Consider the following 14,591-nt stretch of genomic DNA (forward strand, 5'->3'; position numbering starts at 1 on the left):
TTTTTAATTAATTATTTAACCCAAAAAAAAGAAAGTTATGGGATCTTTTAGAGCTAGTTTTGAATTCGCAGGAAAAGAATTCGACGTATTACACACAGAGTACATTTTAAACAGAAACACTGATGCAAAAGGAAAGCCTTCATCAAGTGTTAACGGAGGTAGAGTTACTTTAACTATTGAGTCAACATCAGACACTTCTGTTATTGAAGCAATGGTAAATAGTCAGTTTAAAGCAGTTGAAGGTAAAATTATCTTCAAGAAAACAGATGAAGACTCAAAGATGAAAGAAGTGGAGTTTAAAAATGCTTACATTGTTTACTTCAAGGAAGAATTAGATGTAAACGACGAAATTCCAATGAAATTAACAGTTACTTTCTCAGCAGAAGAATTAGTAATCGGAAATGCTAACTTAGATAACCGTTGGCCAGTTGCTTAATTGAGAAGGACTAATTAACTTTTAGTTTTTATAAAATAAAAGACCTTCTCTTTTCTAAGGAAGGTCTTTTTCTGTTTAAAAATTAGGTGTCAATAGTTGTTTTTAGTTACAAAAACTAACTAACCCCCAAAAATAATACTATGCACAAGATAAAAGAAGAAGCTTTAGATAAGCAAATTACCATTGATGGTAACTTTGTTAAGAACTACAAAGAAATTACAGTTAATCAATTCTTATACAAACACCACACTTTTGAAATAGTTTTAGATATTGAAACTGTTGAAGAGTCAGGGAGTTATACATTAGATAAATCAAAAGAATGGTTAGGTAAACAACTTACTACCAACGTCTCAGGAAAGGCATTTGTTGGTGTTATTCTAGATGTATCTATACGTCATGATCAAGTAGGATTACATGGAGAATTAGTGGTGAGAGGATTGTCTCAAACTGTGTTGTTAGAAAACGGAAAGCAACAAAAATCGTGGTTAGAAAAGGATTTAGAATCAGTAGTTTCAGAAATTATAGAGACTACAACAATCAACAGTAAAGTAAAACCAAGCTATACAAGTACTATTCAATACCAATGTCAATATGGAGAAAGTGATTATAAATACTTACAGCGATTGGCATATCAATACAATGAATGGTTTTATTTTGATGGCGTAAATATAGTTTTTGGGAAACCAGATTCAGAAGGTGAAGAACCAATAGAACTTGAGTACAGTAAAGACTTAAAAGAATTACAAATAAAAGCTAAGACGTATACTCCTACTTTAGCTACCTATAGTTATGATCCATTAAGCGATCAGTTTTTTGAAGGAGACTTAAAAGCTACCAATGATGGATTAAATGATTTAGGAAACACAGCATTAAAGGCCTCAAAAGAAATGTACCAAGAGGTTAAAGATTTTGGAGTAAGTGATGTGTTCTTACAAGATAAGTCGTCATTAGATGCCTATTTAGAAAAACGTTTACAAGGTATTACAGCTGAAAGTAATGTGTTAAGAGCCACAGGAGTCACAAAAGGGTTGCGTTTAGGTTCATTAATTAAAGTAAGTGCAGCAAAGTATGACGAAGGTGAATATACTGTAAAACAATATGGAGAGTATATCATAACTCAAATAAGTCACTTTGCTAACATGGAGGAGGATTATTACAACACGTTTGAAGCGATACCAGCAAGTACTAAAGGGTTGCCTTTAAATCAAGATATAACCTCAGCAAAAGCTAGCAATCAAATAGCAAAAGTAGTAAGCAACCAAGATCCAGAAAATAAAGGACGTGTACAAGTACAGTTCTTTTGGCAAGAAGCCAACGGAGAAACAACAGATTTTATTCGTGTAATGACTCCTGATGCGGGGAGTAGCGAACTTACAGAAACCAACAGAGGATTTGTTTTTGTACCAGAGGTAGGAGATCAGGTAATGATAGGATTTGAATACGATGATCCTAACAGGCCTTTTGTTATGGGAAGTATGTTTACAGGTAAAACTGGAGCAGGTGGTGGAGATAAAAATATAAAGAAAAGCATTGTCACCAGAGGAGGGCATACAATCGAATTAGATGATACTCAGGACAATGAGAAAATAACGATTAAGGATAAGGACGGAAGTATCATTACTTTTGATACCAAGGAAAAATCATTATTTGTACAGTCAGCAGAGACAATGGAGTTTTCGGCTAAAAATGTAAAAATAATTGCAGAAGAAAATATTGAACTACAAGCTAAAGGAGAAATTAAAACAGCATCAGAAAAAGATACTTCAATATTGTCAAAAGGGGTAATTAAAGCACAGGCAGATAAAGACACAAGTATTACAAGTAAAGCAAACATAGCTATTAAAGCAAGTAGTAATACTATTATCAAAGGGCAAAATGCTACTATAGAAGGGCAAGCATCAACTGAGCTAAAAGGACAACAAACTAAAATGCAAGGTCAGATGACGACTGTACAAGGAGCTAGTGGGAAAATTGAAATTATGTAAAATAATTTTTACATAATAATTCAAAATTATAGCTTCTATAAATGTATTATGAAATATAAATAACCTAATTAAAACTTATAAAATAAGTTTCTTAATGAAAAGGTGTAACTCATTTTATTCCTGTTTTTAATTATCAGTTATTTAAAGAAGGAACTGTTACCCCCTATATTCTCTTATCTTGGGTAAATACAAAAAAAGAAGTTTTTGAAAAGTTGAGTTTAAGGTTAAGAAAAGGTAGTGGGTATAAAAAAGAAATTTGAAACATGTGATTGCCCTATTAAAGTTTTTAATAAAATTGGTAATAGCTTGTATTGCATGAACAGAAAGAATAAGTAAGAATAAAACTAACCCTATAAGTATTTACGAATAAAAAAATTGAACTATGCCAGGACCAATAGCAACTGTAGGTAGTATGCATACCTGCCCAATGTGTAGTGGTAGCACACCCCATATAGGTGGCCCAATAGCACAAGGAGAACCTAATATTTTAATTAATGGCAAACCAGCCGCTACTATGGGAAGCTTATGCACTTGTGCTGGTCCCCCAGATACAGTGGCTCAAGGCGATCCTTTTGTTTTTTTTAACGGTAAATCTGTAACTTGTTTAGGTGATATGACAGCTCATGGTGGAGTAATTAGCTCTGGTGAAGCTAATGTAATTATTAGTAATGCTACTCAGACTCCGTCAAGAACTATGGATGAGGATGAGATTCCTTTTCCTTCAATTACTCTTAAAGATAGAATACTTACTACATTGACAGGTAATTCAAATAGAAAAGCAGAAATTAATCAAAATAGTCTTAAAGAGAATGAGCACGAAGAAGTACAAGAAATTATCCTTACCAGTACTTTTGCAGTAACAGAGCTGCAAAAAATAGCAAAAAAGGATAGCTTAATATTATTTACCTACGTTATAAAACGTATATATGGTAATCATTATAAGAATGAAGCAGTACAAAAATTGTATAACCATGCCAAAGAAAACAATGCTCTATTAAATCCCCAAATTAAAGTAGTAAAAAGCAATAGTGTTAATGGTAAGGGGCCTGCTGGGTATAGTAATAAGACACAAGAAATTTTGGTAACAGAAAGGTTTGTGCGTAAGGCCAAAGAGGATAATGATCAAAGAGCTGAACTTATGGTAGCTCTAGTAGAAGAAGTTGGGCATCATATTCATTATTTGTTGCATAATACTTATACTACAGGGAAAGATAAAGAAAATCTACCTCCTAAAAAAGGGAGTCAAGGAGATGTAGGAGCAAAGTTTGCGGCACAAGTTATACAACTTAACTTGTTAGAAAAAGAAGAACAATATTTTGCAGATGCTGTTATTGATGGTGCTAATGAAAAGTTAGTATGGGAATGGAAAGAACTACATAGTAATCTAAAACAATATGTAAATGAGGCGCGTCAAAACAGAAATGATAATGGTGAAATAAATAATTATAAAGCTGGAAAAATAGATGTTGGACATGGTAAGTATGGGCACCAAGATATTGAAGAAGTTGCTTTGAAGGACCTAATTAAACGTATATACAAAATAACGAATGAAAAAGAGCTAAACAAGATTCTTAATAAAATTTATTTAGGGAATTGGTTGCGTGATTTTTCTCAGTTAGTAGATCCAGGAATTATTCGTCCCTTAGCTAATAGTGTAATTGAATACTCAAAAAAAGAAAAAGGGGATTTAAAGAACATTAAAAATATAATGAATGGTAACCCTAGTGATGAAAAGGTTAACGTTCAAGTGCCTTATGGGGTAGATGCAAGTTATAAAGGAGAGTTTTTTAGTCCTTCCACTTGGTTTAGTTTTGAAACAAATATTATTTACCAAGAAAAAAAAGTACGTCCAATTACATGGTCTCGTGAATTGATGACTAATGTGGTAAATATTTTAGCCGTAATGGAATTTATGAAACCAGAGGACAAGGCTGATTTAAATGAGAATAATTACGATAAACGACTGACTGATTTTAAAAAGCAATATTTAGATATTACTAAAGAAGTATTAGGAGTATATCGTCCAGACGAGCATATCGACAACCCTCTTACCATTCCTATTGATAAAAATGAGCATAACCCAAAGCTAAATGCTGAAGGTGAAAAATACGGTTTTGTAGGAAAACCCACTCAAATAGAATTAGCTATAGGTAAAACATATGGTATGAAAAATTATATTCGTACACATTCATCAGATGCTGATAGCAGTAACTTCTCTACTACACGTACCGCTTATGAATATGTTGAAGAGCAAATAAAAAGTGCTAAAAGTAACCCGAATTTTTCTAACATGACATCCATGGTGAATTTTGGGGCTGCTTTACATGTTATAGAAGATTATTTTGCACACACAAATTATGTAGAAATTGCTGTGGCTAAGGTATATGAAAATGACCGAGTTTTTCCATGGGTAGATGTGGTGCCTAACCATACCCCATACCCGGGAGCAGAAAATTTCAACTATGATACCTTTGCTAAGTTGCCACCCAAAGAGGCGGAAAGATATTTGAGATTAAAAGCGACCCCTTCTGTAATAGGCGTTACTAAAATGAAATATGATGAAAGGGTGGTTACAGAGCCTAATCAAATAGCTCGCTTTATACCTGTTGTAACAGGTACCTTTGGCGAGTTGGATATGTTAGCAAGTGTATTACCTATTTTAGAAGAGAAACTATTTTCTATTGAGATAACCCCTTATGAAGAATCTAAACCTAATGAGCGAACGATTAACGACGTGTTTATATTAGAAATGTGTAAAGATTTAGATCAAATACAAAATGCTGATGGTTCAGGTGTAAATGATGGTTCCTATGAAAAACGTTTTAATGATTTATTAGAAATACGCGATGGTATTGTAGGAGCCAAAAATAAGTTGCCAAAATTTATGAGAGAATATGCTCATGATATTATGGAGCGCATAGGAGCTTTGATTAATTTTGGTTTTTATAATTTATTGAAAATTTGTGGTAAGCGTATTGCTGATGCACAATTGCTGATGCAAGAGCAGATTACTCAAATACAAAAAAATGGTATTGCTATAGGTACAAATCCTTCCCATACACAAATAGCAAAAGATGATCCTGATAAACCTATGCACGAATTATCAGCTATATTGGCAGTTGAAGCTGTTAAGAGAGTAGGTGAAAAAATGCTAAAAGTATGGAAGTTAAACACCCCATTAAGTGATGTGTTAAAAGAAGTTGATATTATTATGCAACACCCAGCTGTTTCTAGCTGGCAAGATAAGATAGTGTTAGAATGGGCTACAAAAAATAAAGATAAAGTATGTAAGGCAAGTACACCAAGTGTGGTTATAGATAGTTTAATACATGGCATAGAGGAAATTAACAGTTTTAATAAACAACTTATTAATATGGCAGATGGAAAAATAAATGGAGCAGGAAAAGGTTTTACAACTATGGATGCAATTATTTCTGAATTTGATACAGATGGTAGCCTACGTGAAAATTTTAAAAACCTTTTACTTGATGGACAAAAAGTATTAGACCAAGCCAAAGAATTAAAAAAGAATTATAACAAACAATACTATAAACCTAGTAATTGTTAATATATAAAAACGATGAACCTTTTAAATTATACATATCTTTTAATTATAAATTTATTAATGTTTGGATGTCAACCAACAGCTAAAAAAACGCGAACTATGAATGATACCCTTGAATACCAGAAATTTATGACACAAGAACATCGTTTTGAGCTAAATGGATGCAATTTAAAATACAATGGTAAGCCTTTTGAATTGGGAATGTCTGTACAACAGCTTGAAGAAGTCTTTGGAGAAAATTGGGTTAAAGAAAAAGAGACTTCTGAAAATGAAAATGAGCCTTATTTTGTTTATAATAAACAAAAAGGGATGGAAATTGTTATAGAGAAAAATAAAGTTAGAGATATATATATCTTTATACAGGACACTTATCTAGAATATCCTAATATACAGATGGAAGGAAATACTACTATTATGCTTAATAATACATTGCTTAACCAAACTGATAAAATGCATGAATACATTAAACGAGCTGATACAACATTTGATGAAATAGGTATTAAAAGTAGTGGTTATACCTTTAGATATTCATGCAATAATGAGCTTATTTATTTTTTAGACTCCCCTGTTTCATATCATAGAAAAGGTGGAGGTCATTTATATATAAGTGGAGCCTGGAAACTAGAAGAAACTAATGAGGTAAAAAGTATTCACATTTATTATGATGAAAAAATATAAGTAAATTGCTATGCTAGAACAATTATTTTTAAAATATTTAAGTAAAAAGGGAAAGATTTTTTATTTCACAGGACAAGTAGTATTATTCGGTCTTTGGGCTTTTATTGTACTAAAGGTATTAAATCATTCCTTAGAGAATGGTCGAGAATTATTTTATACAGGATTAATCGGTATTTGGGTAGTTTGGACGGGACTTAGTTTTCTTTTCTTTAGAGAAAAAGAAACTAAAAATATTGAGTAACACTTCTTAATCAAATATCTTATTGAAAGTAAGGAAGTAGATTTTACTTTTAGGGAAATAAAAAAGAGAGGAATTAATTCCTCTCTTTTTATTTATAAATTATATATAGTGTTTATTGTTGTAAATATTCACTATGCCATACAGCATCTTCAGGACCATCACCTTTGTGTCCGTCTAATTGAATAACAAAACTTTTTGCAGGGAAATACGGAGTAATATGAATGTCTAATAATACTCTGTCTTTTTGATCTCTGTCTTGTTCTATTTTCATTACCTTAAAACGCTCAATTAGTTTTGTAGGTCCTTGAATATCATCTAAGAACTTAACTATTTGACGACGTAAATCGGCTTCAGTTCTTGAACTCCAGTTTTCAAAAGCTCTTCTGTTTAAGAAATCGAATAATACTTTAGTTATATGGTCAAAAACACGAACAACAGAATAAGTTTGTAAACCTAAGTTATCCCCATTAAACAATGTTTTTGCAGAGAAAGCCATTACTTTGCTGTACTCATTAACCATAGGTACTAGTCCCATTTTCTCAATCTCAGAGATTTCACTCTTTTTAAGATCAAACCTTACGCTTTCTACCTCATTAAGACCTCCAAACTTTTTACCAGCAACAACTTGCGACATTAAAGTGTGGTATATCTTACCCGCTAAAGCTGATGATGGTGGTACGTATAGGTTGTCTTCTTCTCCTACAGAGTCTTCTTTTCTACGTCCAAGAAGCCAGTTACAAGTCATTAAAGTGTTTGATTTGTATACTTCTCCACCAGCGTGGTTTACATTCGCAAACATATCAACGATATCGTCAGCTGTTTCTAAATCTTGGAAATCGGTAAGTAAAACAGCTTTGTTTTCATGGGCTAATTTAGACCATCTGTCTAATACAGCATTAGATCCTAAATATCCAGGAACTACTAAGATTGAATAGTTATCTTTTAAGTCTAACCTATCAAAATTTTGTTTTAGTTCGTTAGATACAAAGTCTATAAAAAGAGGATTCTCTAAATCTTTTAACTGGTTTAAATCAGCGTTTAAAATAGTAACATTCTTAACTTTATCGCTTTCAGTATTTTTATAAAATAAAGCAACCGATCTGTATGAAGTTTCTAATTCTTTGGTACGATCTAAAGTTCTTTTAAGGTTTGTGTTTAAAACATTTTCAATGTTTGTAGCTTTTTCTTTAGCGGTGTCGCACATTTTTTCAATGCTTTCACCATTTTTTAAAATTTCTAACCAAACAGAAATTCTGTTTTTTAAGTTTTTTCTTTCGCTTTCCCATTGCTCATCATTTAAGAAAAGGTTTTTTCTCGCTTTTCTTTTAGGGTTTAAGTTAGAGTAACCATCAACGATGTTCTCTATAAAGGAAAATCCTCCATACTCTTTAATACCCTCAATAGCACTTGCAACCTCTTGACTTGGAGATTGGATGCTTTTCTCTTCTAATTTTTGTGTTTTTACTTGTGTAGACATGTTTTAATCTTTTCTTTTTATCAATTTTTTTTATTTCTCAGACTGCTCAATCTCTTTAACAGATTCTTCTAAAACTTTGATGAATACATCTCTTGTTTCAGGATTGCTTAGCGCTTTTATTAAAGCCCTGTTTGAAGATAATTGTCTGGAAATTCTTAAATACTGATCTTTTTCAATGTCTAATTTGCTTAAAAATGGACTATTTGCCTTGATATTTTCGACGTTAAAATCGCTTAGGTTATTAAAACCTAAAGTTTCTTTAACATCGGCCCCGTTTTCATCAATATGTTCTAGTTGAACAGATGGTGAAAACTTTTCAAAAACAGCTTGAATAGTGTCTAAGCCATAAACTGCCTCGGGGGTCGCAGGAGCTTCGTCCGTTAATTTTTGAATTAAAAGGGTTTTGTTAGAAGAAATGTCAGCGATTGACTCATTTGCGTCAACCTTAACTTCATTTCCTCCAATACCATAATTGTAAATTGCCATAATAATTTTTTTTGTTTGTGATACGAATCTAGTAAATAATTGATTAAAAAAGTTATATTTACCGAAAAAAATGAAAAGAGAAGATAAATGAAGTACATGAAACTTCCATTAGACTTTTCTAGTCTAATTAAAGGTGATTATGAAAAAGGCAAATTAGATTGCTCTTTAGAAGAATCCATAGCACAACACTTAATGGTAATAGCTACCCTAAAACAAGGAGAGGTTTTTGGTAGGCCCAATTATGGCTCTGATATTTGGGATTTAGAGTTTAATCAATTAGTTAAAATTAATAAATGGGAAGAAAAAGTAAAAGACTCCTTGTACGATGCTTTTTCTGAATATGAACCCAGATTGAAGGATATTGATGTAAGTGTACGGCTTTCAGAAATAGATGATAGTGCAGATACAATAGATGTACACGTGAGGAGAAAGGCTGAAATTAAAGTGTTTGGAACTATAGTTGAAACCGAAACCCCATTTAATTTCGCTACACTTTTTTATATTAGCCCTTTGTCACAATAAAAGAAAATAGAAAAATAAAAGAATAAAAAAAGCAGGTCCCCCACCTATGAAAGATGAATATTTTGTGAAAATAAAAAATAGAATGCTAACGCGTTCTATGGAATTATGGGGTATTAAGGATAAAAGGAATGTTGATCCCATTTTAGATTTAATGCTTCACACTTTTGCTTATGAGATTTCAAAATTACACCAACAGATAGAGCTTTCTGATAAAGAATTATTGGATAGGTTGTCTAGAGTGTTAGTGAATAACAAATGGTCTTTACCATCTCCTTCGCATGCTTTGCTAAAAGCCCAACCAGAAGAAAATACAACCACATTAAAAGTTTCAGATCATTTTTATTGCTCTAAAAGGCGTTTTGGAGAAGAAAGGTTAGATGTCTTTTTTACGCCAATCATAACAAAGCAACTTATCAATGCTTCAGTAAAGTATATAGGATATGATGATAAACTTGTATATGAAAATAAGTTAGGAAGTATTGAAGAAGCTCTTAATTTATCTACAGAGAAAAGAATTAAAGACTATGAGCTTTGGTTTGGAGTAGAAATGCCTGATGAATTGTTGGATGAGGTTAAAGAATTATCCCTCACTTTTATATTGAAAGATAGCGCTTTATTACCCTTTCTAAAAACAATGAAAGTGTATGATGCTAAGGGGAATCAAATGTCTTTACAAAGGGAGATTTTAGTTAATGAAAATGAAGAAGTACATTATTTTGATGATGTGGTTTCTTTTTATGAAGACTCCTTTTATAAATTAAGTTTACAAGAGTCTTGCAAGGAAAAAAAATCAATAAATGAATTATTTGGTGAGCAAACAGATTTTTTTATTGAGCCTAAAGATTTAGATGAAAAATTACTTTGGTTTAAGGTAAGACTTCCGGAGGTTTTTTCTAAAGAAAAAATAGAAGGAATAGACATAAGCTTAAATACGTTCCCGGTAGTTAATAGAAAGCTAGAATATAAACAGCATAACTTCAGAAAGAACGGAAGAATACTATCAATGTTAAGTAAAGGAGAAGATTACTTTTTGAACATTGAAAGCTTGAATGATGATAGAGGAAATAATTATGTAAATGTTATTAAGAACTCTACTGAAAGTTTTGAAGGAGGATATTCTTTATATTTTGGAGATATAGGTAGGTTTGATACACGAAGTGCAAAAACGATGTTAAGTAAAACATCACAAACAGTAAGAGAAGAGGGAAGTGCTTTTTCTTCTATTGGTTATGATATCATACAAGCTTATTTAGATGATTTACACGAAAAACTCGATGAAATTGACAAGAAAATTTATTTAGAGTTTGGAGAAGTAAATGCAAATAATGACAAGACTTTCTTATTAACTTATCCCTATAAAGATGCCTTTAATTATGAATTTCAGTATTGGTTAACAAACGCAAACCAGGCAAATGGTATTGATAAGAGTTATACTTTTAATCAATATCGAATGGGGAAATTCATAAACAGTACCATTAAATTAAAAACAGAAACCATAGGTGGATATATTAGAAAAGAGGAGCACGATAAGATAAATGGTTTGCGATATGGATTATTGACCAGAGAAAGAATCGTAACGAAAGAAGATGTAAAGAGTTTTGTTAAGAGCAAGATTGATGGTTTTGTTGAACGAGTTGATGTAAAGGATGGGGTAGCAATTTCAAAAGAGAAGAAAAAGGGATTAATAAGAACTACAGAAGTACATATAAAAACGATGAAGAATTTATTTTCTAAAGAAAAACAGGAGTTATTTAGTTATTACCTTGAAAAAGAGTTAGAAAAAAAATCAGTATCCAATATAACGTATAAAGTATTTTTTATTTAAAAAATGATGATAGAAAGAGATTACAGCTCAAGTGCTTTATCAAGTATTAAAAGAGCTAAAAGCGTTGCTTACAAAGAAAATCATAGCACTTACGGTGTTTGTCATTTAATAACAGCATTAATCAATGAACCTACTGGTTTAGAGGAGGTAATTAGCGGCATGGGAAAAGACGTTAATTATATTCTTGAATGGTTTGAAGTAATGCAAGAAATGTACAAATCAACCCCATTTAATGGAAAAGAAGATGTACATCCAGATGATGAGGTTGTTAAAGTTTTTGAAGAGTCAGAACGTTCAAAAATTAAACTGGGAACAGATAACATAGATGCACTTTGTGTATTTTCTGCAGTGATAAGAGATGGAGTTGTATACTCTAGTCAACAAATAGAAACTCTTGGTATAACTGAGCAAGATATTTTAAAACATTACAATGCAAATCAGCCTGTTTTTCTGGAATCTGATTTTAAAGGAGATGTATCTACCATAAGTTCATACTTAGATAACCTTCAAACAGATGAGGTAATTCAAAAAGGAAAGTTAATCTTAGGAAGAGAAAAAGAAGTAAGATTAACGTTAGAAAATTTTGAAAGATCTGAAAGCAAAGGGATTATTTTAGTTGGAGACTCAGGAATTGGTAAAACAGCTACAATAAATTACTTTGTAAGAGAGCTTAGTTATAGTACAGATGAATATTTAAAAAGCCATTTAGTTTTTAAATTGAATGTGCCAAGACTGTTAGCAAGTGCTAGTTCAGAAAATGAAGCAAATAAAAAAGTATCTGAGGTTTTTTCTAAACTAGAATCTATTAATGTTCCTTCAATATTAGTGATAGATGATCTTCATGTGTTGTTAGAAAACGCTACTGGTAAAGCAAATGCTATTGTAAACATATTAAATGCCCAATTGAGTGAAGGGAAAATCAATATGATTTTCACAATTAATGCCGATTCATATAGAAAGAGTTTAGAGAAGCATCCAATCAATAGCAAATTAGAAATTTTAAAACTAGAAGAACTAGGAGAAGTTGAAATGCTAAAATGTTTGCATAAGCATAAGAAAAGATTAGAAGAACATTTTAGTATTAAGATTTCAGATAAAGCTATTGAAGAAACAATTCACCTTTCTAAGAGGTATTTTAAAGAGAAGAAACTTCCTTACGGAGCTATAGATTTAATTGACAAAACTGTAGCTGCAGTAAAAATGAGTAATGCTACTGTTACTGAAGAGGTAGATAAAATAGAAAAGGATTTTAAAGAGGTAAAAGATTCAGAAAAGTTCGATTTTTCTGATTTGCAATTGGCGTTAAATACGATATACAGAAAAGTAAGTGTTATTCAAACGTCAAGAGTTAATAAGTCATTCCAATTATTGCCTGACAATCAAAATTTAGATGAAGAGGTAGCAAAGATTGATGATTTTTTATCAGCGTTAAAAGAGTTAGCTAATGATAGTATAGATACAGTAAGCGAAATGGATATTGAAGCAGTTGTATCTGAGATTACAGGAATTCCTTTAGGTAAAATTCAAACCGAAGAAAAAGAACGACTTCTTAATATTGATAAAAAATTAAAAGAGAGAGTTAAAGGGCAATCGAGTGCTATCCAAACACTTTCTGATGCTATTATTGAATCACGAAGTGGGCTTAGTAACCCTAAGCAACCAATAGGTTCTTTTTTCTTTTTAGGCCCTACTGGTACAGGAAAAACAGAGTTGACAAAATCGTTAGCAGAATTGTTGTTTGATGATGAAAATGCAATGATTCGTTTTGATATGTCTGAATTTAAAGAAGAACATTCTGCAGCCTTACTTTATGGAGCACCTCCAGGTTATGTAGGTTATGAAGAAGGAGGGATGCTGGTAACCAAAATAAGGCAGCGTCCTTATTCAGTAGTTCTTTTTGATGAAATAGAAAAAGCACATAGTTCTGTGTATGATGTCTTTCTTCAGCTAATGGACGAAGGAATCGTTCATGATAAATTAGGAAGAGAGGGAGATTTTTCTAATGCGATTGTCATTTTTACATCGAATATTGGAAGTCAATGGATTGCAGAACAAATTACGGAAGGAAAAACCCCAACTTCTAATGAGTTAATAGAGGTGATGGCCCAATATTTTAGACCTGAATTTTTAGGAAGGTTAACAGAAGTTGTTCCTTTTGCTCCAATTAACCAAAAAGTAGCACAAGATATATTAGTACTGCATTTTAATAAGCTGAAAAAGCAATTAGAACAGCAAAAACAAATAGAATTAAATATTTCTGAAGACGCTTTAATGTTTTTATCTAAAAAAGGGTTTTCGCAAAAGTATGGAGCGAGACCTATAGCAGGCGTGGTAAGAACCTATGTTAAGAAAGTAATGTCTAAAATGATTGTTTCTGAACAGGTAAAAAAAGGCGATCGAGTTTTACTAGACTATAAAAATGAAAATCTTGTATGGGAGCTGTTGTAAAAGAAGATTACATAGTTATTGATGAACTCGTTCGTAACATGGCATCTGATTTTATTGCAGAGGCTTTTGTTGGGGAATTAGAGTATTTATTAGACAAAGATATTCTGGATACATTGATTGTTAAGAATCATGGAATGAATACCAGAGCTCAATCTAAAGATGTCTTAAACGTTGATTCTGTTTTTACCTCTAGAGATGTTGATTTTAAGGAAAATATAGTTGTACATCTTAGTAAGAGTAGTATATATCATCAACTACCTGAAATATTTTTCTACCCACTTTCTTTAGGGGTTAATTCAAACAATAAAAAAGATGTAGTAAATACTATTCGAAAGAATAGAGAAAAGGAAAAGAAAGATCTTGATTTTTTTACCTTTTTTGATACTGAAATCTTTAAAGAGAAAGTAAAAATTAACAACAGAAGTTTAAATTTTTTCTCAGATGAGAAGTCAAAAAAGAACTTAGTAAATATTTTCAAGCAGATAGTAAATGTCGACTTACTAATGTCTGATCAATCATTTTACAAGCTGTTTCTCAATTTATGTAAATCTGAATCTTTCAAAGAAAATCTACCTGAACTTGAAAAATTAATACATACAGTATTAGGTTTAAAAGTAAAGATTGAATACACGCCTAATGTTATTAACGAATCTCCTTTTTTAAGCTTAGGAGATGCTGTTTTAGGTGTCAATTTGGGCTTAAGTGGTCAAGTAGAAAGTGAGATAGATGATATTAAGGTTGAAGTTCAATTAGAGAACAATGTTGAAGATTTTAAAACCTTAGATAGGTATAGTTTAATGATAAAGGAGGTTTTAAACTTCTTCATAATTTCATCAAGGAAAATTAACGTTACATTTAAATCAGACCCTGACCAAGGCTTTATTTTGTCTGGAAATTTCTTGGGGTACAATTCGTATTTAAACTAAAA

Annotated in this window: 11 protein-coding genes; 9 read left to right on the top strand and 2 right to left on the bottom strand. The window is 31.6% G+C overall.

Translation table 11 applies throughout. The features are described 5' to 3' along the window. Positions 1–37 precede the first annotated feature (37 nt). The 5 genes from tssD to ACQY6M_RS07830 all read left to right on the top strand — a co-directional run bounded on the left by tssD (position 38) and on the right by ACQY6M_RS07830 (position 6,905). Positions 38–436 carry a type VI secretion system tube protein TssD gene (tssD, locus tag ACQY6M_RS07810; protein ID WP_428740670.1) on the top strand — a complete coding sequence of 133 codons (399 nt, stop codon included), beginning with the start codon at positions 38–40 and terminating at the stop codon, positions 434–436. A 140-nt stretch (positions 437–576) separates the two neighbouring features. Next, on the top strand, positions 577–2,421 hold the full coding sequence (locus tag ACQY6M_RS07815; protein ID WP_428744945.1) for a type VI secretion system Vgr family protein: 1,845 nt from the start codon (positions 577–579) through the stop codon (positions 2,419–2,421). Between the two features lie 382 nt (positions 2,422–2,803). Next, complete coding sequence (locus ACQY6M_RS07820; protein WP_428740668.1) at positions 2,804–5,989, top strand: HET-C-related protein; 3,186 nt, start codon at positions 2,804–2,806, stop codon at positions 5,987–5,989. 96 nt (positions 5,990–6,085) lie between these two features. Beyond that, positions 6,086–6,664 carry a hypothetical protein gene (locus tag ACQY6M_RS07825; protein ID WP_428740667.1) on the top strand — a complete coding sequence of 193 codons (579 nt, stop codon included), beginning with the start codon at positions 6,086–6,088 and terminating at the stop codon, positions 6,662–6,664. A 10-nt stretch (positions 6,665–6,674) separates the two neighbouring features. Next, positions 6,675–6,905, top strand: a complete 231-nt coding sequence (locus ACQY6M_RS07830) for a hypothetical protein (RefSeq protein WP_428740666.1) — start codon at positions 6,675–6,677, stop codon at positions 6,903–6,905. 112 nt (positions 6,906–7,017) lie between these two features. On the opposite strand, the gene ACQY6M_RS07835 is transcribed toward ACQY6M_RS07830, so the two are convergent. Beyond that, the gene (locus ACQY6M_RS07835) at positions 7,018–8,382 is read right to left on the bottom strand and encodes a DUF5458 family protein (protein WP_428740665.1); all 1,365 of its coding nucleotides are present in this window, start codon (positions 8,380–8,382) and stop codon (positions 7,018–7,020) included. A 30-nt stretch (positions 8,383–8,412) separates the two neighbouring features. Continuing rightward, positions 8,413–8,868, bottom strand: coding sequence for a hypothetical protein (locus tag ACQY6M_RS07840; protein ID WP_428740664.1), 456 nt, complete (start codon positions 8,866–8,868; stop codon positions 8,413–8,415). A gap of 87 nt (positions 8,869–8,955) precedes the next feature. On the opposite strand from ACQY6M_RS07840, the gene ACQY6M_RS07845 reads away from it, so the two are divergent. Genes ACQY6M_RS07845 through ACQY6M_RS07860 form a run of 4 tightly spaced genes read left to right on the top strand, consistent with a single transcriptional unit; the run spans position 8,956 to position 14,589 of the window. After that, positions 8,956–9,390, top strand: coding sequence for a GPW/gp25 family protein (locus tag ACQY6M_RS07845; RefSeq protein WP_428744946.1), 435 nt, complete (start codon positions 8,956–8,958; stop codon positions 9,388–9,390). Between the two features lie 46 nt (positions 9,391–9,436). After that, on the top strand, positions 9,437–11,215 hold the full coding sequence (locus ACQY6M_RS07850) for a hypothetical protein (protein WP_428740662.1): 1,779 nt from the start codon (positions 9,437–9,439) through the stop codon (positions 11,213–11,215). A 3-nt stretch (positions 11,216–11,218) separates the two neighbouring features. Further along, entirely contained in the window at positions 11,219–13,663 is a 2,445-nt protein-coding gene (locus ACQY6M_RS07855) for an AAA family ATPase (RefSeq protein ID WP_428740661.1), read from the top strand. Next, positions 13,648–14,589 (top strand): hypothetical protein, encoded by a 942-nt coding sequence (locus tag ACQY6M_RS07860; protein WP_428740660.1) that lies wholly within the window; start codon positions 13,648–13,650, stop codon positions 14,587–14,589. The genes ACQY6M_RS07855 and ACQY6M_RS07860 overlap by 16 nt, the downstream gene beginning before the upstream one ends. Positions 14,590–14,591 lie beyond the last annotated feature (2 nt).

The organism is Tenacibaculum sp. (genome assembly GCF_050290165.1).
Taxonomy (GTDB): Bacteria; Bacteroidota; Bacteroidia; order Flavobacteriales; family Flavobacteriaceae; genus Polaribacter.